Consider the following 23536-nt stretch of genomic DNA (forward strand, 5'->3'; position numbering starts at 1 on the left):
CGTCGACGAACGGACGTGAACGAGGACGCTCAAGCGGACTCGGACTGCGTCGCTTCCGTCCCTTCGGAGAGCACCCGCACGACGGCCCGCGTCATCCCGAGGAAGGTCAATCCCCACACGCCCAGCGCGAACCACCCCCAGTACGCCGGCACGACCGAGAGCAGTCGGAACGTGCCGATGCCGGCGAGGTTCAGCGTACAGGCGGTGTACATCCCCATCGGGAAGACCCGTCCCCACGCGGTCGGCGCGTACGCGTGGTGTCGCCGACCGACCCCGAGCCGTGCCCACGGAACGAGGACCGCCCACGTCGGGGGCCTCGAGTCGACGCCGTCGGTGAGAAACGACCAGACGTCGAGGACCAGGAGAAGCGGGATCCACCACGAGGCGATCGCCCACGCGAGGAACGTGACGCCGACGATCACCGGCGCGTACGGGGTCCACCCCGTCACTGACTCCAACTGGGGGCCGATCGTGGTCCCGGCGAGCGTCGTGATCGCCGCCGCGCCCATCGTGATCCAGTACGGCCCGGTCCAGTCGTCGGGCCGGACCGCGCCGTCGAGCAGTCGATAGGTGACGACGGTGACGACGACGAAGTACAGCACGAATCCCGAGCCGAAGTAGCTCACGCTCAACAGGACGGTCACGTCGGCGTACGCCGGGAGCGCCTCGGCCAGCAGCCCTCCGAGGACCGCGAGCGACTGTACACAGACGATCACCAACAGGAAGGCGCCGTCGATGCGCTCGCTCACGCCGGCTTTGCGCGCACCGATGATCTCGGTCGCGAACAGGTAGTACAGAAGCAGCGGGGTGGCGACCACCGTCGTCGCCCAGAGCGCGGCGGCCGCCGCCGTCGCCTCCGAGAAGACCAACAGCTGGACGCCGACGGTGTTCGTCGCCACGACGAACGTCAGCGTCCCCCAGTGGCGCTCCCGGTCGCGGAGGTCGGCGAGCACGCGCTCGGGGGACCTCGCCAGCCGCGCCGCGAACAGGAGGAGGAGCAGACCGTATCCCCCGACGGTGAGGACGTACAGGGGCCGAGCGACCGCCGCGACGCCCAGCTCCCGGAACGCGACGGAGACGATCCCGGTGGACATGACGAACCCGAAGTACGCCGGGTCCAGCGTCTCTACCGCCCGGCCGAGGCGAGCGGTGACCGACCTCTCGTCGGAAACGGATGGGTCGTCGGAGGCGGATGGGTCGTCGGAGGCGGATGGGTCGTCGGAGGCGGATCGGTCAGGGGCGGATCGGTCCTCCGTTCCCGGCGTGTCATTCATGGCTGTCCCACGGCGGCGTCGTCGCCGCCGATCCGTGCGCTGCTGGTCGGGGAAACCGTAAGTGCGTACCGTTCTCGGGTGCGTGGCGGGGAGCGGTCGGCTCGACCCGTCTCGACACCGACGACCCGAACGACGCGTCACGAGCGGCGTCGCCTCGCGAGAAGAAACGACGGACGAGCCGTCGTCCGTGACGCCCGCCGAGCGGCCGCGACCGCGTCAGCGGGGACCGCGACGGAGGGTGGCCGAGCGCCGATGGGGGGAGGGGTCGGCGACGGCCGGAGGGCGGGGGAGGGCGAGGGGGCGCCGCGCCCGCCCGACGGGGCGTCACGCACCTAAACCGACGCCCGGTGGGTGATTCTACGTTAGCCATAGACGATCCGGATGAGCCGTACAATCCGCACGGATCGCTCGATCCGCGGCGGTGCGTGAACCGACGCTCCGCTTTTCCGCTGACGCGCTCAGCGCTCGCCGAGCTTGTGCTGGAACGCGAAGAAGACGCGCCGGCCGGTCTCCGTGAGGTGTACCGTGTCCGAGCGCCCGACGTCCTCCAACTCGACGTAGCCGCGGTCGCGGAGCGGGGAGAGCACGTGCGTCTCCAGCGCGCGGTACTTCGCGGTCCGGCTCTCGCCCGCCTCACGAAGGAACGAGAGGTCGCGCTCGCGGGCCCACTGGATCAGGTTCCACTTGTCCGTCGTCACGTTGCGGTCGGCCCGTTCGCGGAGCCGGCCGAGCACCGCGACCTGGTCCGTCGTCGGCGCGTCCATCGGGTAGATCGGCAGGTCGACGGTCCCCGCGACGCCGGCGGTGAGCGGCGTCTCCGCCACGTCGTGGCGGTGGACCTCGGGCTCGACGCTGTAGGGTCGCGCACCGACGACCATACACGCGATGGCGACGCCGACCGCGGCGATCCGCGGGCCGGTGGAGACATTGGCGAACAGCCGGTCGCCGTCCGGTTCGCCGGCGTCGTGGCGGGCGGCGACGGTGGTCGTCACGCCGAGCACGTCGTACACGTCCGCGAGCGCGACGGGCAGCGCGCGGACCGCGGCGAACTCGGCGGCCTCCGCCCACGCGTCGCGTTGGTAGTCGGTCAGCCGGTCGACGTCGACGCGGCCGTCTCCCAGGCCGGCGGCGGCCGCCTCGAAGTCGACCGCGCCGCGCTCGGCCTCGCGGTCGGGCGCGTCGGCGAGCAGGTACACCACGTCCGCGCCGTGGCCGCGGAGGGGTTCGACTATCCGGTCGTGCTCGTGACCGAGCGGCACGACGTGGACGCGCCGTTCGGAAACGCGGGGGACCGCTGTGTCCATGCTCCCCCTCCCCGTGGCGTCCGCTTAAACGGTGCGCCGTGACGGTCGCTCAAACGGTGCGTCGCGTATCGGTCTCCGGAGACTTCCGTTCCGATCGTGTGGCGTGGGGACGGATACCACGAAAACCGTTAAGCCCGGCTGTCACCTACGGGCTTCCATGAGCGCTGACCGGTCCGCGTTGCGGCGGGCCATCGAGCGCGGCGAGCGCGACGGCGGGGCGATCGAGTTCAAGGAACGGCTCACTCGCGAGGTCCATCTCACTGACGGTCGCATGGAGTCGCTCGTGGCACAGCTCCGCCACCGGGTGCTCTCAGGTGACGGCGAGGCGACGTACGTCCTCGGCGTCACCGACGACGGCGGGCTCGCGGGAGTCCCGCCGGACGCCTTCTCTGAGACGATGGACGTCCTCTCGCTTCTGGCCGAGGAGGCGGACGCCCACATCGCCGACGTGGAGACGTGGAGCGCCGGGGCCGACGGCGACGGCGACGACGCGGGGCTCGTCGGGCTCGCGACCGTCCGCGAGGGCGGGATGTTCGAGGCCGACGACGACCACCTCGTCGTCGGGACGGCCGGCCACGTCGACCACGGGAAGTCGACGCTCGTCGGGACGCTCGTCACGGGTCGGGCCGACGACGGACAGGGCGGCACCCGCGGCTTCCTCGACGTTCAGCCCCACGAGGTCGAACGCGGTCTATCGGCGGACCTCTCGTACGCGGTGTACGGCTTCGCTGGCGACACCGACGATGACGACACCGAAACCGCCGACGACGACGCGATCCGCATGGACAACCCGCACCGCAAGTCCGACCGCGCGCGGATCGTCGAGGAGGCGGACCGGCTGGTCTCGTTCGTCGACACCGTGGGCCACGAGCCGTGGCTCCACACCACGATCCGCGGGCTGGTCGGCCAGAAGCTCGATTACGGCCTGCTCGTCGTCGCGGCCGACGACGGCCCGACGGCGACGACCCGAGAACACCTCGGCATCCTGCTCGCGACCGATCTCCCGACGATCGTCGCGATCACGAAGGCGGACGCCGTGACCGACGATCGGCTCGCCGCGGTCGAACGCGAGGTGGAGTCGACGCTCCGGAACGCCGGCCAGACGCCGCTTTTACTCGACCGCCACGGCGTCGACGTCGCGGTCGCGGAAGTGGGCGACGGGGTCGTCCCCGTGGTCCGGACCAGCGCGGTGACGAAGGAGGGCGTCGATACGCTCGACCGGCTGTTCGAGACGCTGCCGAAACGGGTGACGCCGGAACGGGAGGCGTTCCGGATGTACGTCGACCGAAGCTACAAGGTGACCGGCGTCGGCGCGGTCGCGTCCGGCACCGTCAACTCCGGGACCGTCGAGGCGGGCGACGAGTTGCTCTTGGGGCCGATGGCCGACGGCTCCTTCCGCGAGGTCGAGGTCCGATCGATCGAGATGCACTACCACCGGGTCGACAAGGCGAAGGCCGGACGGATCGTCGGGATCGCGTTGAAGGGCGTCGACGAGGCGGAGATCGAACGCGGGATGGCCTTGGTGCCCCGCGACGCCGACCCGGATCCGGTTCGCGAGTTCGACGCCGAGGTGATGGTGCTCAACCACCCGACGCGGATCCGGGAGGGGTACGAGCCGGTCGTCCACGTCGAGACCGTCTCGGAGGCGGCCGCGTTCGAGCCGGCCGGGGGGCGGCTGCTCCCCGGCGACACGGGGCGGACGCGGGTGCGGTTCAAGTTCCGCCCGTACCTGATCGAGGAGGGACAGCGGTTCGTCTTCCGCGAGGGCTCGAGCAAGGGCGTCGGAACCGTCCGCGACGTGGATCCGGACGGTTCGACGGGGCCGGACGAGTCGGGGGAATCGCGCGACGGCGCGTGAACCCTGACGCGGACCTCCACGCGCGTCGCTGAGCTAGTCCGCCACCGAAACCAGTTCCATCAGCGGGTAGCCGTCGCGCATCGTCATGCGCGTTTCGACGGCGGTCCCCTCGTACTCGATCCGCATCTCGACGTCCATGAGCGAGCCGGTCAGCTCGGTGTAGCCGTTCTCGTGGTCGATCGCGTCGCGAACGCGGTCGTCGTGGATCGTCACGTCGACCGACGCACAGAACGGCTGGTTCTCGATCGCCTCCGCCATCGCGGCCTCCAGGCTCCGCGTGCTCGACGGACTCACGGGCGTCCCCGCGAACTGGTGGTACAGCGAGCCGAACTTGATCCCCGCCTCGAAACACGCCTGTTGGGCGTCCGTGGCCATGCTCGAAGGCGGGAACCGTCGGCGTAAGAAGCTTCGGAGCCGGCGTGGGGCGGGGCGGATCCGCGGCGGGTTCGCATCTCCCTCCGGCTTCGATACGCTTTACCCACCGGCCAAGCGTCGTGGACGTAAATGAACGAGAACGGCCGGTCGATCGTGGCGTTCACGATGGTGTCTCACGCGATCGTCCACACCTACGAACTCTCGATCCCGATCCTCGTCGTGATCTGGCTCTCGGAGTTCTCCGTGACGACCGCGACGATCGGCACCATCGTCGCGGTCGGCTACGCGCTCTTCGGGATCGGCGCGCTCCCGAGCGGCATCCTCGCCGACCGATACAGCACGAAGTCGATGGTACTCATCGGGCTGGCGGGGATGGGGGCGTCGTTCCTGCTTTTGAGCGCCGCGCAAGGGACGGCGACGATCGCGCTCGCACTCGGCCTGTGGGGCGTCTTCGCGAGCGTCCACCACCCAGCGTCGCTCTCGCTCATCTCGACTGGCGTCTCCGAGAGCGGCACCGGGTTCGCCTACCACGGGATGGCCGGTAACCTGGGGATCGCGTTCGGTCCGCTCGTCACCGCCTCGCTCCTCATCGTCTTCGACTGGCGGATCGTCTCCGCGCTGCTCGTCGCGCCGGCCGTGCTCGCGGTCGCGTACGCGCTGACCGCCGAGTTCGACGAGATGGCCGCCGTCGACGTCGACGGGGACGCTGACGACGGGGACCGGTCCGACGGCCCCGACTCGATCGGCGCGTTCCTCGCCGACAGCCGGGCGCTTTTCACCCTCGGATTCGCGCTCGCGATGGCGGTCGTCCTCATGAACGGCGTGTTCTACCGGGGCGTGCTCACCTTCCTGCCGGACGTGTTGGGCGGCTATCTCCCCGACGTCTCGGGGACGATCGGCCTCTTCGCGCCCGACAGCCCGATGGCCCGGAAGTTCGACCTCGCCTCCTACCTCTATGCGGGGCTGTTGACGGTCGGGATCGCCGGGCAGTACGTCGGCGGGAAGCTCACCGACCGGATCCCCGTGTCGGCCGGGTTGGCCGCGGTCTTCGGCGCGCTCGTCGTCCTCGCCGTGGCGTTCATCCCGGTCGCCGAGGCCGGACTCTGGCCGCTCGTCGCTATCAGCGCCGTCTTCGGCTTCGTCCTCTTCTCGATCCAGCCGCTGTATCAGGCCGCGATCGCCGTGTACAGCCCGCCGGACGGTCGCGGGCTCTCGTACGGCTACACCTACCTCGCGAACTTCGGGATCGGCGCGGCCGGCGCGGCACTGGCCGGCTTCCTGCTCGACGTCACGACCGTCGGGCAGACCTTCCTGGCGCTGGCGCTCGTCCCGGCGGCGGGCGCGGTCGTCGCACTCGTGTTGTACTCGGTCGTCGACGTGGAGTAAGCGGCGTTCGACGACCCGTCGACGGGAGCGAGCGTCGTCGGCGAACGGAAGGCGTTAGGTCCGCGGCGCGAAACCGGCCCGCATGGACACGCTGTGTATCACGGGCGGACGGGTCCTCCACCCCGACGGTCGCGTGCGCGAGGGCGACGTCGTCGTCGACCGTGAGGCGGGGACGATCCTCGGCGTCGGCGCGGACGAGGCGATCGCCAAGCACGCTGCCGACGCGTCGGAGACCCTCGACGCGACCGGCGGACTGGTGATCCCCGGACTGGTCAACGCGCACACCCACGTCTCGATGACGCTGCTCCGCGGCTACGCCGACGACAAGCCGCTCGACGCGTGGCTTCGGGAGGACGTCTGGCCCGCGGAGGCCGAACTCACCGACGACGACATCGAGGTCGGGGCCGAGTTAGGGGTTCTGGAGATGATCCGGTCGGGGACGACCACCTTCGCGGACATGTACTTCGCGACCGACCGCGTCGCCGACGTGGTCGATCGCGCGGGAGTGCGCGCGCGTCTCGGCCACGGCGTCGTCACGGTCGGCAAATCCGAGGAGGAAGCGATCGCGGACGTCGAGGAGAGCCTCGCGGTCGCCGCCGACCTCGACGGCGCGGCGGACGGGCGGGTGCGGACCGCGTTCATGCCCCACTCGCTGACGACGGTCGCCGAGGCGTACCTCCGCGAGGGGATCGAGCGGGCCGCGGCGGAGGGGGTCCCCGTCCATCTCCACGCCAACGAGACGCGCGAGGAGGTCGACCCGATCCTCGGGGAGCGCGGCGAGCGACCCCTCGCGTACGCCGACGACCTCGGGGCGCTCGGCGAGGGAAACTTCCTCGCCCACTGCGTCCACGTCGACGACGCGGAGATCGAGCTGCTCGCCGAGACCGGGACCGCGGCCGTCCACTGTCCGGCCTCGAACATGAAGCTCGCGAGCGGGATGGCCCCGGTCCAGCGCCTGCGTGAGGCGGGCGTCACCGTCGCGCTCGGCACGGACGGGGCCGCCTCGAACAACGACCTCGACCTGTTCGACGAGATGCGAGACGCCGCGATGGTGGGCAAACTCGCCGCGGACGACGCGAGCGCGGTCCCGGCCGAGGCCGTCGTGGAGATGGCGACCGCCGGCGGCGCGGACGCGCTCGACCTGCCCGGCGGCCGGATCGCGGAGGGAGAGGCCGCCGACCTCGCGGTCGTCGACCTCGACGCGCCGCACCTGACGCCGGTTCACGACCCGGTCTCCCACCTCGCGTACGCGGTCCGCGGGAGCGACGTGCGTCACACCGTCTGTGGCGGGCGCGTCCTCATGCGCGATCGGGAGGTGCTGACGCTCGACGCCGACGCGGTTCAGGCTCGCGCCGCCGAGGCGGCGGACGACCTCGTCTCGCGGGTGTGACGGCTTCTGAACTCCCTGCCGCTTAAGCCACATACCGCGGCCAGTCGGGGCCATGCCAGCACGCCTTCGCGTCCTCGCCGGCGACTGTCGGGTGACCGAGCGCGGCGACCGGACCCGCACGCACCGCGGCCGCGTCGTCGTCCTGATAAAGCCCGACAACACCACGCTCGTCCACGACGCCGACGGCTACCAGCCCGTGGCGTGGCTCACTCGTCCTGACTCCGTCGTCGTCGAGGGCGACGGCGCGGGCTTCACCGTCACCGCACGGGAAGGCTCCCGGCGGCTCCGCGTCGTCGCCGAGGAGGCGACCGCCAGCCGGGCGCTCCCGGTCACCGAGGCCGGGATCCCGGTCGGGACCTGTCCCGACGACGGCGGGTCGCTCGTGCGCTCGCGCGGCGACGTGGTCTGTCTCGACTGCGAGCGCCGGTGGGGGCTTCCCGCCGGGGCGAGCGTCACCGACGCGACCTGCGAGGCGTGCGGGCTGCCGAAGATCCGCGTCGAGCGCGGCGAGGCGTTCCACCTGTGTCTGGACCCGTCGTGTGAACCGCTTGAGGAGGCCGTCTCGGACCGTTTCGATCGCGCCTGGAACTGTCCGGACTGCGGGAACGACCTCGCGGTCCGGTACGCGCCCGGTCGCGTCTACCTCGCCTGTGCGGATCCCGACTGCGAGACAACGCTTTCGCTCCCCTCGGGCGTCGTCGTCGACGAGTGCGGCTGCGGGCTACCGGTGTTCGAGACGGCGACCGGTCGACGGTGTCTCGACGGAACCTGTCCGGTCGGTGGAGAGACGTGAGAACGGAGAATCCGCCGACGACCGCGGTCGACGGCGCGGCTACTCGGCCAACTGCTCGCGACCCGGCGCGGCTACTCGGCCAACTGCTCGCGACCCGGCGCGACGAGTCGGTCGAGGTACGCCGCGAGCGCGCCCTTGGCGTCCGCCGGGTGGAGCTCGCCGGACTCGAGGTCGGCCTCGAGCGCGTCGTACTCCCCGTACTCGAGGTCGCCGCCGTACTCCTCGGGGCGCTCGACGACGACCGTCTCGAACCGCGGGAAGACGTGGTACTCGAACACCTGGAGGACGGGGTTCTCGCGCTCGACGCCCTCCTCGGTCGGCTCGGGGTCGGCCGTCGGCGGGCAGTACGCCTTGTTCACCTTCTCCTCGATCTCCTCGCGGGAGTCCTCCATCGAGATGGTGACGCCCGTACTGGAGGACATCTTCCCCTCGCCGGTGCCGAGGTCGGCGATGAGCGGGGTGTGGAGGCTCGTCGGCGGCTCGCGGTCGATGCTCGGGAGCACGTCGCGCGCGAGCATGTGGACCTTCCGCTGTTCCATCCCGCCGACCGCGAGGTCGACGCCGAGGTACGGGATGTCGAGCGCCTGCATCAGGGGGTACACCGCCTGTGAGACCTTCACCGAGTCGCCCGACTTGATCTCGGCCATGGCGCGTTCGGCGCGGGCGAGGGTGGTCTCGAGTTCGAGCGCGTGGAGGTCGAGGGTGTAGTCCTCGTCAAGCTGGAAGTCGGAGCCGAGCACGAACTGGGTGTTCGACTCGTCGAGCCCGTAGGCGATGAACTGGTCGCGCATCCGCTCCGCCGTGCTGCGGATCTCGGCGAACGACCCCTTGTCGTTGAGGTACGCGTGGACGTCCGCGAGCAGGACGGTGACCTCGAAGCCGGCCTCCTGGAGGTCGATCAGCTTGTTCGCCGTGAGCATGTGGCCGATGTGGAGAACGCCGGAGGGCTCGTAGCCGACGTACGCCCGCTTGCCGTCGGGGTCGTCGGCCAGCGTCTCGATCTCCTCCTCGGTGACCACCTCGGCCGTGTTCCGGGTGATCCGCTCGTGGGCGTCCATGGCTACGATAGCGCGGGCGCTCGGCATATGACTTCTGGAAACGCCACGAGCCGGTCGGCGGTCGTTCCACCGTCCAGTCACTCCTCCGTCTCGAGTCTCGTCCCCGCCCGGTGTTCGGAGATGATCCGGTCGAGCCGCTCGGCCCGCTCGTCGCGACGGCGACGCTCGGCGCGCGACTCCCAGTCGCCGATCGCGGCCTCCAGCGCCGACTCCTCGGCGACCGCGAGCTCGTCGACCTCGCGGACGTCGACGGCCGACGCGGGAACGACCGGGATCCCGCCGTCGAAGAGCACCCGGTCCGCGACCTCCGAGAGGTTGCCGTCGCGGATCACCGCCCGCGGGTCGGTCTCCGCCAGCCGCTCGGCGGTCCGCCGTCCCGCCCCGGAGGCGTCCCGGAGGTACACCACGTCGCCGGCGACGAGCCCGTAGGCCTCGTCGGCCGCGTCGATCGCGTCGAGCGTGAACTGCTCGACGACCTTCACGCTGACGAGGCCCCGCCCCTCGGCGACGTCGTCGAAGTTGGAGTGGTCGAGCCGCCACAGCTCCTTCAGCGTCTCCACTTTCCCCTCGAGTTCCGCGACCGTCTCGCGGGCCTCGTCGCGCTCGCGCTCCAGCCGGTCGGTCTCGCGTTCGAGCCGCGAGACGATCCGCCGGCTGCGCGCCTCGATCCGCTCTTCCCGTTTCGCCTCCTCGAGGTCGGCCTCGAGCTCCCCGATCCGCTCGTCCCGCTCGGCGAGGTCCGCCTCCAGCGACTCCGCGTGTGACTCCAGCCGGTCGACCCGGTCGCGGAGCCGCCGGATCGTCTCCTCCTCCTCGGTGCGCTCCGGCTCGGTGGGGTCCTCCTCGCCTGCGGACCCCCCCTCGTCGCCGTCGCCGTCGGGGTCCTCCCGGAGGTCCTCGATGACGGCCTCGACGGACGCGCCGCCGGCGACGACGCCCGCGATCACCTCCTCGCGGTCGAGCCGCGGCGGCGTCTTCTCCGTGATCCGCTCGAACTGGTCGGCGTGGGCGTCGTAAGCGTACAGCGCGGCCGCCAGCGCGTCGCGCTCGTGGTCGTTCCCGTAGCTCGCCTCCCGCGTGCGATGGAGCTTCTCGTCGACCGGGAGGTCCGTCGTGGGCCGCCAGCCGGCGGCGTCGAAGGAGCGGCGGAACTTCTCGACGGTCTCGGGCATCGGCTCCACGTCGGCGGCGACGAGGATCGGCCGGCCCTGCTCGATTATCCACTCAGTCACCGCCGCCGTGTCGGCCGTCCGCGAGGAGTAGAGCGCGTGGACGGTGCCGTCGAGGCCGACGACCGCGACCGCGGTGGTCGTTCCGGGGTCGATCCCGACGATGACGCGGTCGCGCCGCTTCACGAGCGGCTCGTACTCGATCCCGTCGCGGCGCTCGCGTTCGACCTCCACACGGACGTCGCCCGCCCGCGAGTTCGACACGGGGATGTCCTCCGGGCGGGCCTCGACGGTGAAGACGGCGTTCGCGTAGCCGCCGTACTTCTCCGTCACCTCCCGGTCGAACTCCAGGTTCGCCTCCGTCAGCTTCGACTGGACCTGTCTGGTCCGCTTCCGGACGTTGCCGTGGATCCGGCGGGTGTAGCGGTCCTGGCTCCAGCCGCCCTTCCCGGTCGAGCGCCCGCGCGAGACCTTCACCGTGGTCTCGTCGGTGAAGGCGGTCACCTCGTGGCCGACGTTGGCGGCGGCGAGCCGGGCGGCCGCCTCCGCCTCCTTCATGGGCTTTTTCCCGTACGGGATCCCGTGTCTGGAGGCGACCCGCGAGAGCGGTTCCGGCCGCTCCGCACCGGTCACCTGGACGAGTCGGGTGCCGTCCGGCAGCGACCGCAGAAAGCCCACGAGCGCGTTCTTGTCGGGGGCCAGCTCGTAGGCGTTGTCGGTGGCGACGAAAAGCGGCTCGCGGTCGTCGATCAGCCGACGGAGCTTCCGGAGGGAGACCACGTCGCGGGTGACCCGTGCGAGCGGCCCCTCGGCGTCCGGGGCGTCGGGATCGTCGTCGTCGACCGGGTCCAAGATCACGAGCGCGTAGGAGGGGTCGTCGCCGCGAACGTCGCCGCTTTGCACGTCGACGCCGAACACCGGCCGGTCGCGGGCGCGGATGGTCCGGGATGTCACGGGATCACGTAGGCCGTTCGGGCGTATATACCCCACGCTGAGCCCGGATCCGTCGGCGTGATCGGCCGCTCGACCCGCCCGCTTATACGTCGTCGCGGCGAAGTCCGGACGAATGAGCGAGGAGTTCGTGCTGCTCGAGCCCGAGGACCAGCCCGGCGACGAGTGGGAGGAACTGGACGTCTCGGACACCGAGGCGGACCGGATCGCCCGCCGGCAGGACCGCGAGTTCGACGAGTTCCGCAAGCGGATCAAGGACACGGAGCAGTTCAAACTCCAGGAGTCGGTCTTCGACGACGCGACGCTGGCGGCGGTGTACAAACTGGTCCAGGACGGCTACGTCGATGCCTTCGGCGGCCCGGTCTCGACCGGGAAGGAGGCGAGCGTCTTCGAGGCGCTCGGCGGGAAGGCCGGCGAGCGACCGGAGCCGGGGTCGGCGGCCGCGGGCGGCGGCCCCGACGGAACCACGCCCGACCGCGAAGTCGCGGTGAAGGTGTACCGGATCAACTCCTCGAACTTCCGGCAGATGCGCGACTACCTCGAGGGCGACCCGCGCTTCGAGGGCATCGCGAACGACAAGAAGGCGGTCGTGCTGGCGTGGACGAAAAAGGAGTTCGCGAACCTGAAACGCGCCCGCAAGGCCGGCGTGCGCGTCCCCGAGCCGATCGCGGTCCAGCGGAACGTCCTGGTGATGGAGCTGGTCGGTCACGCCGAGGAGCGCGCCCGACGGCTGAGCGAGGTCGACGTCGAGAACCCCGAGACCGCCTACGAGGTCGTCCGCGAGTACATGCGGCGACTCTACCGCGCCGGGCTGATCCACGGCGACCTCTCGGAGTACAACATGATCATCCACGACGGCGAGCTGGTGGTCATCGACCTGGGACAGGCCGTGACGGTTCATCACCCGAACGCCGGGGAGTTCCTCGACCGCGACTGCGAGAACGTGGCGACCTTCTTCACCCGACAGGGGATCGACGTCGACCCCGACGACCTCCGCGCGTACGTCACCGAGCCGGAACCCGACCCGAGCGGGGAGCCGGACGAGGGACTGGGCCCCGCCCCGGGCGACGATCCGAGCGAGTGAGGATCCGGGCGGCGAGGACCGACGAGCGAGGATCAGAAGGACAGTACTGATTTGTGTCCCGGTCGACGAGCCTCCATGTCCTCCACGAACGGAGCCGCGGGGATCCCGCCCGAGGTCGCCTCCGTCGTCCGGCGATACCACCGCGTCGAGCGCGCGGTCAGCTGGCTCGTCGCCCTCGTCGTCGTCGCCGTCGTTCTGACGGCGATCCGCACGCTCGATCTCCTCCCGGCCGCGCTCGTCGCGATCGGCGTCGTGGCCCTCGTCCGCGTCCCGATCGTGTCCCGGAGCGGGCGCACGCGGCTGGTCGCCGACGCGGATCCCTCCGCGGTCGTCGCCGCGTTCCGGAGCGCCACTCCACCGATACTCGCCTTCCAGTGGGCGGCCGCGGACGAGATCGACTCGGGCGGCGAGGGTCGGAATGGCGTGGGTGGAGCCGACGGCGACGCCGACGCTGCCCCGACGACCCGCGCGACCTACGACCTCTCCTACCTCTTCGGACTGCGGTCCGTGTCGATGAACCTCGAGGTTCGGTCGGTGGGGGTCGATGACGCCGGGGCGGTCACGGACGGCGACGAGGCGGTCACGGACGGCGACGCGGTCGAAACCCTCGAGGTGAGCGCCACGGCCGGTGGGCGGCCCTGGGGCACCTATCACGTGTCGATACGCGAGAGCGACGCGGGGACGGTCGTCGACGTGGCGTTGACGACGGACCGGCGATTCGACCTGCGGTCGGTCCCGCAGGCGTTGGTCGCGGAGCGGTACTTCGATCGGGTCCTCTCGGCGCAGGGGTACCGGGTCGCCGACCGCTCGGTGTCGTGGTCGACGTGAGGGGGTCGGCCCCGGCGAACGGAGAATCCACGGTAGCCGCCCGCACGCGCCCGGTATCCGGACACACACCGAGGCTCGCGGAACACGTTTAAAAGGCTCCGCCGGGTATCACTCGGTATGCAACACGTGACGGTTCCGCAGGACCGGATCGGCGTCGTCATCGGTTCCGGGGGCGAGACCATGCGGGAGATCGAAGAGCGGGCGGGCGTCAGGCTCGACGTCGACTCGGAGTCCGGCAGCGTCGCCATCGAGGAGACGGACGACCCCGTCGCCGCGCTGGTCGCGCCGGACGTGATCAAGGCGATCGGACGGGGGTTCAAACCCGAGACCGCGCTGTCGATCCTCGATCACGACCTCCGGACGCTGGAGCTGATCGATCTCTCCGAACACACTCGCAACGACAACGACCTCCAGCGAAAGAAGGGCCGGATCATCGGCGAGAACGGACGGACTCGCGAGCTGATCGAGGAGCTGACCGGCGCGAACGTCGTGATCTACGGCACCACGGTCGGGGCCGTCGGCGGCCCCGAGGAGCTTCAGGTCGTCCGCCGGGCGGTCGGGATGCTGCTCGACGGCGCGCCCCACGGCGCGGTGTACTCGTACCTCGAGCGCAAGTCCAACGAACTGAACGACGACGTGAGCTTCAACGCGCCGCGATAGGCGCGCTTCGGGAGTGGAAGGTTCCTCCCGTGTGCTCGACGTCTTTCCGGACGGTTTCTCCGGAGTTCCAGTCGCCCGGCTGTCGTCGTTGCCGGCGCGGTGAACGCGTCCGAAGTCCTTTGGGTCCCATCTCGACCGCACCACCGGAGGACAGTCATGCGGTTTCACCGCGTGAGCAAGCGAGACCACCGGTCTCGCCCCGGTCCTGCTCGCTTACATCGTCGCCGGCGTTTCGCGCCGGCTGCCAGAGGGACCTTCGATCCCTCGCTGTTCGCTGCGCGGGGTGCGATTTGTGCTCCCGCTCGTTCCACCCGCAGGAACGCACCCGCACCTCACGCCTCCCCAGCCTCGGTCTCGGCGACCCGCCGAAACCGCTGGCGGGTCCCCTCGACCTCCCTCGCGCGGTCTCCTCACGCCCTGTCGGGCGCTCGGAGGCACGCGCCACCGCGTGGTTCGGTTCCCCTTCGGTTCCCGTTCGCCCGTCGATCTCCTCGGCTCCGATCCCGGAGACTCCTCGATCGGTCGTTCTATATAAAGTCCCGTGATAACGAGCCACATACGCGGTTCCTCGGCACCACCGTGTTGCGGTTTCGCACGAATCGAACGAAGGATTTATATAGAATCACAAACAATCAGAGCTTGATTATGTCTCAGCGACAGCGGATGGGCAATCAGCCCATGATCGTACTTTCCGAGGAGTCGCAGCGCACCTCCGGGAAGGACGCCCAGAACATGAACATCACGGCCGGCAAGGCGGTCGCGGAGTCCGTCCGCACCACGCTCGGCCCGAAGGGGATGGACAAGATGCTCGTCGACTCCGGCGGGTCCGTCGTCGTCACGAACGACGGCGTCACCATCCTCAAGGAGATGGACATCGACCACCCGGCGGCGAACATGATCGTCGAGGTGTCGGAGACGCAGGAGGACGAGGTCGGTGACGGCACCACCTCCGCCGTCGTCGTCGCCGGCGAGCTTCTCGACCAGGCCGAGGAGCTCCTCGACCAGGACATCCACGCGACCACCCTCGCACAGGGGTACCGCCAGGCCGCCGAGAAGGCCAAGGAGATCCTCGAGGAGGACGCCATCGAAGTCACCGAGGACGACCGCGACACCCTCGTCGAGATCGCCCAGACGGCGATGACCGGCAAGGGCGCGGAGAACTCCAAGGACCTGCTCGCCGACCTCGTCGTCGACGCCGTGCTCGCGGTCAAAGACGAGGACGGCATCGACACGGAGAACGTCTCCGTCGAGAAGGTCGTCGGCAGTTCCATCGACCAGTCCGAGCTCGTCGAGGGCGTCATCGTCGACAAGGAGCGCGTCGACGAGAACATGCCCTACGCGGTCGAGGACGCGAACGTCGCGCTGTTCGACGGCGCCATCGAGGTCAAGGAGACGGAGATCGACGCCGAGGTCAACGTCACCGACCCCGACCAGCTCCAGCAGTTCCTCGATCAGGAGGAGGAGCAGCTCCGTGAGATGGTCGACCACCTCGTCGACATCGACGCCGACGTCGTCTTCGTCGGCGACGGCATCGACGACATGGCCCAGCACTACCTCGCCCAGGAGGGCATTCTCGCGGTCCGCCGCGCGAAGTCCGACGACCTCAAGCGGCTCGCCCGCGCGACGGGCGGCCGCGTCGTCTCGAACCTCGAGGACATCGAGAGCGACGACCTCGGCTTCGCCGGCTCCGTCGCCCAGAAGGACGTCGGCGGCGACGAGCGCATCTTCGTCGAGGACGTCGAGGAGGCCAAGTCCGTCACGCTCATCCTCCGCGGCGGCACCGAGCACGTCGTCGACGAGATCGAGCGCGCCATCGACGACTCGCTCGGCGTCGTCCGGACGACGCTTCTCGACGGGCAGGTCCTGCCCGGCGGCGGCGCGCCCGAGGCCGAGCTCGCTCTCCAGCTCCGCGACTTCGCCGACTCCGTCGGCGGCCGCGAGCAGCTCGCCGTCGAGGCGTTCGCTGACGCGCTGGAGGTCATCCCGCGCACGCTCGCCGAGAACGCGGGTCTCGATCCCATCGACTCGCTCGTCGACCTCCGCTCCCGGCACGACGGCGGCGAGTTCGGCGCCGGTCTCGACGCCTACACGGGCGACGTGATCGACATGGAGGCCGAGGGCGTCGTGGAGCCGCTCCGCGTCAAGACCCAGGCCATCGAGTCCGCCACCGAGGCGGCCGTCATGATCCTCCGCATCGATGACGTCATCGCGGCCGGCGACCTCAAGGGCGGCGGCACCGACGACGACGGCGACGACGGCGGCCCCGGCGGCGCGCCCGGCGGCATGGGCGGCGGCATGGGCGGGATGGGCGGCATGGGCGGCGCGATGTGAAGTTCGGCGAGAACACACACGCTCCCAACCGCGTCCTGACCTAACCACTCGCGGTATCACCTCTGCCGACCGTCGCGCGGCCCGTTCGGGCCTCGACGATAGCGATCTTTTTCGACGCCACGCCGACCGTCACGGAGCGATGCGACCACGAAGCGTCCCACTCCGACCGTCACGGAGCGACGCGACCGCGAAGCGTCCCGTCCTCCGACCGACGGTAAGCCGCGCCATCGGTTCTCACATTCGCCCCGCCGGACACGAGGGTAACACCGACGTAACCACCGGACGGCGGCGTCCGCGAGCGATTAAGTGCGTTCCGCACCTCCGATCGTCCAGACGAGGTTCTCACGTTCCAATGGCACAACGGAAGGCGGACGTAGACGAGACCGAGATCGACGCGGAGTTGGACGACCTCCCGAACGCCGAGACCGTCGAGGCGACGGTCGCGAACCTGGAGGAACGCGGCTTCGACGTGGTGGTCGTCGACGACGCCGAGGCGGCGCTCGAGGCGGTAACCGATCGGATCCCCGCGGGCGCCTCCGTGATGAACGGCCACTCGACGACGCTCGAGGAGATCGGCTTCGACGAGTTCCTCGGAGGGGACGATCACGAGTGGGAGAGCCTCCCGGACGAGATCTGGAGCATCGACGATGACGCCGAACGGCAGGCCGCACGACGCGAGTCGCAGACGGCGGACTACTTCCTCGGCGGGATCAACGCCATCGCCGAGACCGGCGAACTCGTCGCTGCCGACCTCTCCGGCAGCCGGATCGGCGCGTATCCGTTCGCCGCCGGCAACGTGATCATCGTTTCGGGCACGAACAAAGTCGTCCCGACGCTCGATGACGCCCTCGACCGCCTGGAGTCAGTCGCGTACCCGCTCGAGAACGAGCGCGCCCAGGAGGCGTACGGCGTCGAGTCCGCGATCGCCAAACAGCTGATCTACCGCCGGGAGACCGAGGAGGGCCGAACGACGGTCGTGCTCGTGCGCGAGCAACTCGGGTACTGAACGACGCCTGCGGGCTCTACACGCGTTTCGCGTTTTCGACCGATCGAGTACCCTACGGCTCGCGATATTGCTCGCCGCGACAGGTCACGGGCCGGGAGGGATCCACGCGAGCAAAGTGAGCGTGGGTCAGTCGCATCCGAAGGATGCGACGGGATTCGAACCCCACTCACACGGTCGCCTCGCTTCGCTCGGCGCTGCGTGTTCCCTGGTTCGAACCCTTCCCTCAGCACGGTACCGCCGCTCGCGACGTTGCTCGCGGCGGAACAGCGGGCCGGGAGGGATTCGAACCCCCGACCGTCCGGTTAAAAGCCGGACGCTCTCCCTAACTGAGCTACCGGCCCGCGTCGATCGCTACGATCAGACCACGGATAAACGTTTAGAAACGGCAGGAGTCGACCGTTACTCGTCCGCCGGCGACGACGCGAAGTGGCCCTCTAGCGCGGTCGCGACGATCGCGCCCGGCTCGACGTTCCGCATCGCGGCTCGCCGGCGGAGTTCGACGTACGTCTCGAGCGGGAGGTCGAGACCCATCCGACCGAGATCGACGCCAACCTCGCGGACCGCCGTCTCGACGTCGTCGCCGTCGTTGACCGCGGAGGCGACGGATCTGACCTCCCGAACGGTCATGTCGCCGTCGATGGCGGCCCACGCCAGGAGGTATCGATCCGTCCCGCCGAGCCGCGCGACGTGTTTGGCCGCGCTCGGCGTGATGTGCCCGCGAGCGACCTGTCGCCGGATCGCCTGCGGGAGGTCGTGAACCCGCGCCCACTTGCGGATGAACGCGACGGTGACCTCGTCGCCGGCGCGGGCCGCGGCCTCCTTGTAGGAGCCGACGCCGCGAACCAGCGCCGCGCAGGCGGCGGCCCCGCGGAGCATCAACACGTGGTCGTCGTCGCCGACGTCGCCCGACGCGAAGAGACGGACCGTCTCCGCGGCCTCGGCGACGCTCTCGGGATCGTCGGGGTCGAACCCCACCGCATCGGCCGCGCGCTCGCCGGTGACCGCCGGGTCCGAGCGAACGACGGGTTCGCCGACCGGAGACCGTCGGTCGGCGGGTGACTGCTCGTCCATACGCCTACTTCGACCGCGGGCACATAAGGGGCAGGCACCGTGGCAGGTATCGCAGACGACTCGGACGACCCACGCGTCCGAACGACCCACGCGTCAGGACGGTCCTACGCGTCGTCGGCGACGCCCTCGTCGCGCGTCAGTTCCTCGGCGACGACGTCCGGACGCATGAGCGCCGGGTCGACCGCGAGGTCGGCGACGCCCGAGACGAACTCCGGCAGTGACCGGTCAGCGTACGTCACGACCGTCACCGACGGGTTCAGCTCCTTCGCGACCGGGATCCCGGTCGCCTCGTCGGCGTCGGTCAAGACGAGGTAGTCGGCGTCCGCGATCCCCGCTGCTTTCAGCGCCTCCGCCGAGACGACGCCCTCGATCCGCGACACCGTCGCGCCGAGCGCCTCCAGCTCCTCGCCGATCCCGTGTTCGTCCGGACCGGCGACGACCGCGATCCGCGTGTTCCCCGCCATCACTCGTACTCGATGGTCGCGGGCGGTTTGTGGGTCACGTCGTAGACGACGCGAGCGACGTTCTCGTTCTCGCCCGTTATCCGGCTCTGGATGCGCTGGAGCGTGCTCCAGTCGATCTCCTGGGCGCGCGCGGTCATCCCGTCTCGACTCTCGACCGAACGCACGGCGACGACCCAGCCGTGGACGCGGTTGTCGCCTTTCACGCCGGTCGCCTTCCCGATAACGGCTCCGAACGCCTGCCAGGGGTCGTACTCCTCGAGTTCTTCCTCGACGACGTGACACGCCTCGCGGGCGACGTCGGCCTTCTCGGGGGTGACCTCGCCGACGACCCGGACGGCGAGTCCGGGCCCGGGAAACGGCATCCGCTCGGAGATGACTTCCTCGAGATCGAGCGCGCGGGCGACCTCGCGGACCTCGTCCTTGTAGAGGTCACGCACCGGCTCGACGATCCCCTCGAAGTCGACGACTTCGGGTAGCCCACCCACGTTGTGGTGGGACTTGATGTTCCCCTCCGACTCGATGCGGTCGGGGTATATCGTCCCCTGGACGAGGTAGTCGGCGTCGACCTCGCGGGCGACCGCCTCGAACTCGTCGATGAACCCCTCGCCGATGACGTGGCGCTTCTCCTCCGGGTCGACCACGCCAGACAGGCGGTCGAAGAACCGGTCTTGGGCTTCGATCACCCGCAGCGACTCCATGAAGGAGAACGTCTGGCGGATCTCTGCGGTCTCGCCCTTCCGCATCAGTCCCGTGTCGACGTACACCGGGGTGAGCCGGTCGCCTATCGCCTCGTACGCCAGCGTCGCCGCGACCGAGGAGTCGACTCCACCGGATAAGGCGATCACGGCGTTCGCGTCGCCGATCTCCTCACGGATCTCCGCCACCGCGTCCTCGATGAACTCGTCCGTCTCGACCATCTATAGCCTCACGTCCGCGTTCCGCTCGGTTGTGTCCGTCGATCCCAGCGCCGCCTCGACGAGGGCGACGAACGGCGGACTCGCCCGGTCCGGCCGCGACCGGAACTCGGGATGTGCCTGCGTCCCGAAGAAGAAGGGATGGTCCTCGCGTTCGAGGATCTCCATCCGGTTGTCGGCGCGTCCGGAGAAGGAGAGCCCGTCGGCCTCCAGCTCGTCGATGTACTCGGGATTCACCTCGTAGCGGTGGCGGTGTCGCTCGGTACAGGAGTCAGCGCCGTACACCCGCGCCGCCAGCGTGTCCGGCTCGATGTCGGTCTCGTGTGCGCCGAGCCGCATCGTCCCGCCCATGTCCTCCGTCTCGTACTGCTCGGGGAGGAGGTCGATGACCGGGTGGGGCGTCTCGGGGTCGATCTCCGCGGAGTGGGCGTCCTCGAGCCCGAGGACGTTGCGTGCGTGTTCGACGACGGCCATCTGGAAGCCTAAACAGAGCCCGAGGAAGGGCACGTCGTTCTCGCGGGCGTACCGGATCGCCTCCACCTTCCCGTCGGTCCCGCGGGAGCCGAACCCGCCGGGGACGACGACCGCGTCGGCGGTCGCGAGCCGTTTCTCGTGGTGTTCGCGGGTCTCGTCGGCGTCGACCCACAGTACGTTGACTTCGGTCTCGGTCTGGATGCCGGCGTGTTTCAACGCCTCGTGGATCGACATGTACGCGTCCTCTAAGGCGTACTTGCCGACGAGCGCCACGTCGATCTCGTCCTCCCGATCGCGCGTGACGAGTTCGCGCCACTCCGTCGAGCGCTCGGCCTTCGGGAGCGCCTCCTCGGCGAGCCCGAGCCGCTCCATCACGTACTCGTCCAACCCCTCGTCTTCGACCATCAGCGGGACGTGGTAGATGTCCTCGACGTCGGGATTCGAGAAGACCGCGTCCGTGGGCACGTCACAGAACAGGGCGATCTTCTCTTTCGTCTCCGGGTCCAGCCGGTCCTCACAGCGTCCGACGAGCACGTCGGGCTGGAGCCCGATGGAGCGCAGCTCCTTCACCGAGTGCTGGGTCGGCTTCGTCTTCTGCTCGCCGTTCTTCGAGTAGGGGACGAGTGTGACGTGCGTAAAGAGGATGTCCTCGTCGTCCTCCTCGTGGGCGAACTGCCGGAGCGCCTCGAGGAAGGGCATCGACTCGATGTCGCCGACGGTGCCGCCGATCTCGATCAGACAGACGTCGCTCCCCTCGGCGGCCTCGCGGATGCGCCGCTTGATGTCGTCGGTGACGTGGGGAATGATCTGGACGGTCTTACCGAGGTAGTCGCCGGCGCGCTCGCGCTCGATGACGTGCTGGTAGGTCTTCCCCGTGGTGACGTTGTGGTCGAACGTCATGTCGGTGCCGAGGAAGCGCTCGTAGTTGCCTAAATCGAGGTCGACCTCGCCGCCGTCCTTCAACACGTACACCTCGCCGTGTTCGTACGGGTTCATCGTCCCGGCGTCGACGTTGAGGTAGGGGTCGACCTTCACCGCGGTCACGTCGAAGCCCGCGTTCGAGAGGAGCCGGCCGGTGCTGGCGGCGGTGATTCCCTTGCCCAGCCCGGACATGACCCCGCCCGTGACGAACACGAACTTCCGACCCAGCGAGGGGTCGTATCCCGTGTCAGGATCCGTTGGCATATCGACCGTCCGTCAGGGGCCGGCAAAACCGTTTCGGAGGGGTTCCGAACCGGACCGAAAACACACGGTCGTCCGTGAGGGTCAGGATCGAAGCGACCGCTCGTCGAACGAGAACAGTTCGCATGCGGGATCGCGAAGAGAGGGAGGGAGATGCGGCCGTGATGTCGCCGGCCGTCGCCGGTCAGGGCGCGAGCATCGGCTTCGGGCGACGACGGTCTTCGACCGTCGCGTCACAGACCGGGCACGTGTGGGTGGTCCGTTCGGGACCCTTGTTAACGATCCAGTCGCCGGAGAGGCCGCTCTCGTGGCCGCAGTCGGGGCAGAACAGCACCGCCTTCGGGCGCGAGTTCGTGTCGTCGGTGGAGGTGTGATGGGTGGACACTGTCGGTGGAACCGGTAGGCGTTCGCCGGGAATAACGCTGTTGGCGGGGATCGATCAGGAAGAACCCGGTCTCATACGTCGCGAGCGTCGTTTCCGAAGCGAGCCGTTTGACGACCTGGCCGCTCGACCGTCCGTCGTTGCTGACGCGGTGAACACGGTCGAAGGGGCAGCCCGTACCGCAACCGCACCTCACGCCTCCCCAGCCTCGGTCTCGCCGACCCGCCGGAACCGCCGGCGGGTCGCCTCGCCCTCCCTCGCGCGGTGCGTTCGCGGCCCGACGGGCCGCTCACGGCGCGCGCCGACCGCGAAGTTTCCCGGTTCGACGCGTCCGGGAGACTCGGGTCTCCGCGCCGACTTCGAGTCGAGGTATTATGGTTCCGTCGGCGGTACTCCAGGGCGATGACCGGACCCGGCGACGCCGACGGCGACGACGAGCGCGACCGACCCCGAGTCGTGATCAGCGACACGAAACTCACGAGCCTCGAGACCGAACGCGAGGTCTTCGGCGACGAGGTCGTCCTGACGCAGGACCCGCTGCGGTCGCCCGAGTCGGTGATCGAGACGGACCCGGACGCGATAGTCATCGACGCGGGGACGCCGATGACCGCCGCAGTCCTCGAGGGGTGTTCGAACCTCCGGACGGTCGTCCGCGCCGGGGTCGGCGTCGACAACGTCGACCTCGCGGCGGCGGACGCCGCCGGCGTGGCGGTCTCGAACGTCCCGGACTACGGCACCGACGAGGTGTCCGCGCACGCGGTCGCGCTCTGTGCGTCGCTCGTCCGCGGGATCCCCGCCGCGAGCGCCGACACCGCGGCCGGCGGGTGGGACTGGCAGGTCAGCGCGCCGCTCTCGCGACCCGCGGAGCTGACCGTCGGCGTCGTCGGCTGCGGGCGGATCGGGAGCCGGACGGTGCGGAAGGCGGACCCGCAGTTCGGGGAGGTCGTCGTCCACGACCCGTACGTGCCCGACGCGGAGGTCCGAGACCTCGGTGCCGAGCCCGTGGGATTCGACGAGGTCCTCCGCGAGAGCGACGTGATCTCCGTTCACACCCCGCTGACGCCGGAGACGCGGGCGATGTTCGACGCGGACGCCTTCGACGCGATGCGCGAGCGGGGCGGGGCCGAATCGGGAACGATCCTCGTGAACACGGCGCGCGGCGAGGTCGTCGACGCGGACGCGCTGATCGACGCCTTGGACGACGGGACGGTCCGGAGCGCCGGACTTGACGTCCTCCCGGCGGAGCCGCCGGCGAACGACCGACTCACCGGTCGGAAGGACGTCGTCGTCACGCCGCACATCGCGTGGTACTCCGAGGAGTCGAAACGCGAGGTGCGCCGAAAGGCCACCGAGGAGGTCCGGCGGTACCTCCGCGGCGCGGAGCCGGCGTACCGGGTCGACCCCGACGCGTACGGGGTCGCTCCCGCTCCCGGTTCCCGTGAGTAGCCTGGAGGAGCGCCCCGTCTCCAAGAGGAACCCCTCGTGAACGAGCGTCTCCGCGGCCGGCGTCGGTCCTCCCTCGGAGGGACACTCACGGGAGAGCGATGGCGGCCCCCGCTGCCGTCCGGGAGGTCGCTCATGA

20 protein-coding genes and 1 tRNA gene are annotated in these 23536 nt (G+C 69.8%); 10 read left to right on the forward strand and 11 right to left on the reverse strand.

Annotated elements, in window-relative coordinates; genetic code table 11:
• Positions 1–29 precede the first annotated feature (29 nt).
• Together FN829_RS07255 and FN829_RS07260 are read right to left on the reverse strand one after the other, a co-directional pair.
• Positions 30–1274 carry a tellurite resistance/C4-dicarboxylate transporter family protein gene (locus tag FN829_RS07255; protein WP_185955712.1) on the reverse strand — a complete coding sequence of 415 codons (1245 nt, stop codon included), beginning with the start codon at positions 1272–1274 and terminating at the stop codon, positions 30–32.
• A 458-nt stretch (positions 1275–1732) separates the two neighbouring features.
• Positions 1733–2578, reverse strand: coding sequence for an HFX_2341 family transcriptional regulator domain-containing protein (locus FN829_RS07260; protein WP_142986317.1), 846 nt, complete (start codon positions 2576–2578; stop codon positions 1733–1735).
• A gap of 157 nt (positions 2579–2735) precedes the next feature.
• On the opposite strand from FN829_RS07260, the gene FN829_RS07265 reads away from it, so the two are divergent.
• Positions 2736–4436 carry a GTPBP1 family GTP-binding protein gene (locus FN829_RS07265; RefSeq protein ID WP_142986318.1) on the forward strand — a complete coding sequence of 567 codons (1701 nt, stop codon included), beginning with the start codon at positions 2736–2738 and terminating at the stop codon, positions 4434–4436.
• 33 nt (positions 4437–4469) lie between these two features.
• Here the strand turns inward: FN829_RS07265 and FN829_RS07270 are convergent, their stop codons facing one another.
• Positions 4470–4811, reverse strand: a complete 342-nt coding sequence (locus FN829_RS07270) for a dihydroneopterin aldolase family protein (RefSeq protein WP_142986319.1) — start codon at positions 4809–4811, stop codon at positions 4470–4472.
• Between the two features lie 129 nt (positions 4812–4940).
• Here FN829_RS07270 and FN829_RS07275 point away from each other — a divergent pair, with 129 nt between their 5' ends.
• The 3 genes from FN829_RS07275 to FN829_RS07285 all read left to right on the forward strand — a co-directional run bounded on the left by FN829_RS07275 (position 4941) and on the right by FN829_RS07285 (position 8380).
• Positions 4941–6197, forward strand: a complete 1257-nt coding sequence (locus FN829_RS07275) for an MFS transporter (protein ID WP_142986320.1) — start codon at positions 4941–4943, stop codon at positions 6195–6197.
• A gap of 82 nt (positions 6198–6279) precedes the next feature.
• Positions 6280–7587, forward strand: a complete 1308-nt coding sequence (locus FN829_RS07280) for an amidohydrolase (protein ID WP_142986321.1) — start codon at positions 6280–6282, stop codon at positions 7585–7587.
• A gap of 52 nt (positions 7588–7639) precedes the next feature.
• A complete protein-coding gene (locus FN829_RS07285; protein WP_142986322.1) occupies positions 7640–8380 on the forward strand; it encodes a topoisomerase DNA-binding C4 zinc finger domain-containing protein in 741 nt (246 codons plus the stop codon).
• Between the two features lie 71 nt (positions 8381–8451).
• On the opposite strand, the gene FN829_RS07290 is transcribed toward FN829_RS07285, so the two are convergent.
• Together FN829_RS07290 and FN829_RS07295 are read right to left on the reverse strand one after the other, a co-directional pair.
• Complete coding sequence (locus FN829_RS07290) at positions 8452–9438, reverse strand: tyrosine--tRNA ligase (RefSeq protein WP_142986323.1); 987 nt, start codon at positions 9436–9438, stop codon at positions 8452–8454.
• Between the two features lie 77 nt (positions 9439–9515).
• The gene (locus FN829_RS07295) at positions 9516–11561 is read right to left on the reverse strand and encodes a DUF460 domain-containing protein (RefSeq protein WP_142986324.1); all 2046 of its coding nucleotides are present in this window, start codon (positions 11559–11561) and stop codon (positions 9516–9518) included.
• Between the two features lie 112 nt (positions 11562–11673).
• Here FN829_RS07295 and rio1 point away from each other — a divergent pair, with 112 nt between their 5' ends.
• From rio1 to FN829_RS07320, 5 genes are all read left to right on the forward strand, one after another.
• A complete protein-coding gene (gene rio1, locus FN829_RS07300) occupies positions 11674–12642 on the forward strand; it encodes a serine/threonine-protein kinase Rio1 (protein WP_142986325.1) in 969 nt (322 codons plus the stop codon).
• A 75-nt stretch (positions 12643–12717) separates the two neighbouring features.
• Positions 12718–13470, forward strand: coding sequence for a hypothetical protein (locus FN829_RS07305; RefSeq protein ID WP_142986326.1), 753 nt, complete (start codon positions 12718–12720; stop codon positions 13468–13470).
• 117 nt (positions 13471–13587) lie between these two features.
• Positions 13588–14130, forward strand: coding sequence for a KH domain-containing protein (locus FN829_RS07310; RefSeq protein WP_142986327.1), 543 nt, complete (start codon positions 13588–13590; stop codon positions 14128–14130).
• A gap of 678 nt (positions 14131–14808) precedes the next feature.
• Positions 14809–16461 (forward strand): thermosome subunit alpha, encoded by a 1653-nt coding sequence (thsA, locus tag FN829_RS07315; RefSeq protein WP_142986353.1) that lies wholly within the window; start codon positions 14809–14811, stop codon positions 16459–16461.
• Between the two features lie 352 nt (positions 16462–16813).
• The gene (locus tag FN829_RS07320) at positions 16814–17467 is read left to right on the forward strand and encodes a lactate utilization protein (protein WP_142986328.1); all 654 of its coding nucleotides are present in this window, start codon (positions 16814–16816) and stop codon (positions 17465–17467) included.
• 267 nt (positions 17468–17734) lie between these two features.
• Here the strand turns inward: FN829_RS07320 and FN829_RS07325 are convergent.
• The 6 genes from FN829_RS07325 to FN829_RS07350 form a co-directional block, all read right to left on the reverse strand.
• Positions 17735–17808, reverse strand: a tRNA-Lys gene (locus FN829_RS07325).
• Positions 17809–17866: 58 nt separating this feature from the next.
• Positions 17867–18538, reverse strand: coding sequence for a DUF7119 family protein (locus FN829_RS07330; RefSeq protein WP_142986329.1), 672 nt, complete (start codon positions 18536–18538; stop codon positions 17867–17869).
• Positions 18539–18642: 104 nt separating this feature from the next.
• Complete coding sequence (locus FN829_RS07335; RefSeq protein WP_142986330.1) at positions 18643–19002, reverse strand: DUF7126 family protein; 360 nt, start codon at positions 19000–19002, stop codon at positions 18643–18645.
• Positions 19002–19919 (reverse strand): glutamine-hydrolyzing GMP synthase, encoded by a 918-nt coding sequence (gene guaA, locus FN829_RS07340; RefSeq protein WP_142986331.1) that lies wholly within the window; start codon positions 19917–19919, stop codon positions 19002–19004. The genes FN829_RS07335 and guaA overlap by 1 nt, the downstream gene beginning before the upstream one ends.
• Positions 19920–21575 (reverse strand): CTP synthase, encoded by a 1656-nt coding sequence (locus FN829_RS07345; protein WP_142986332.1) that lies wholly within the window; start codon positions 21573–21575, stop codon positions 19920–19922.
• 181 nt (positions 21576–21756) lie between these two features.
• Positions 21757–21957, reverse strand: a complete 201-nt coding sequence (locus FN829_RS07350) for a hypothetical protein (protein ID WP_142986333.1) — start codon at positions 21955–21957, stop codon at positions 21757–21759.
• 399 nt (positions 21958–22356) lie between these two features.
• On the opposite strand from FN829_RS07350, the gene FN829_RS07355 reads away from it, so the two are divergent.
• A complete protein-coding gene (locus FN829_RS07355; protein ID WP_142986334.1) occupies positions 22357–23400 on the forward strand; it encodes a C-terminal binding protein in 1044 nt (347 codons plus the stop codon).
• The last annotated feature ends 136 nt before the right edge of the window (positions 23401–23536 follow it).

The organism is Halorubrum cibi, assembly GCF_900182635.1.
Classification (GTDB): Archaea; Halobacteriota; Halobacteria; order Halobacteriales; family Haloferacaceae; genus Halorubrum; species Halorubrum cibi.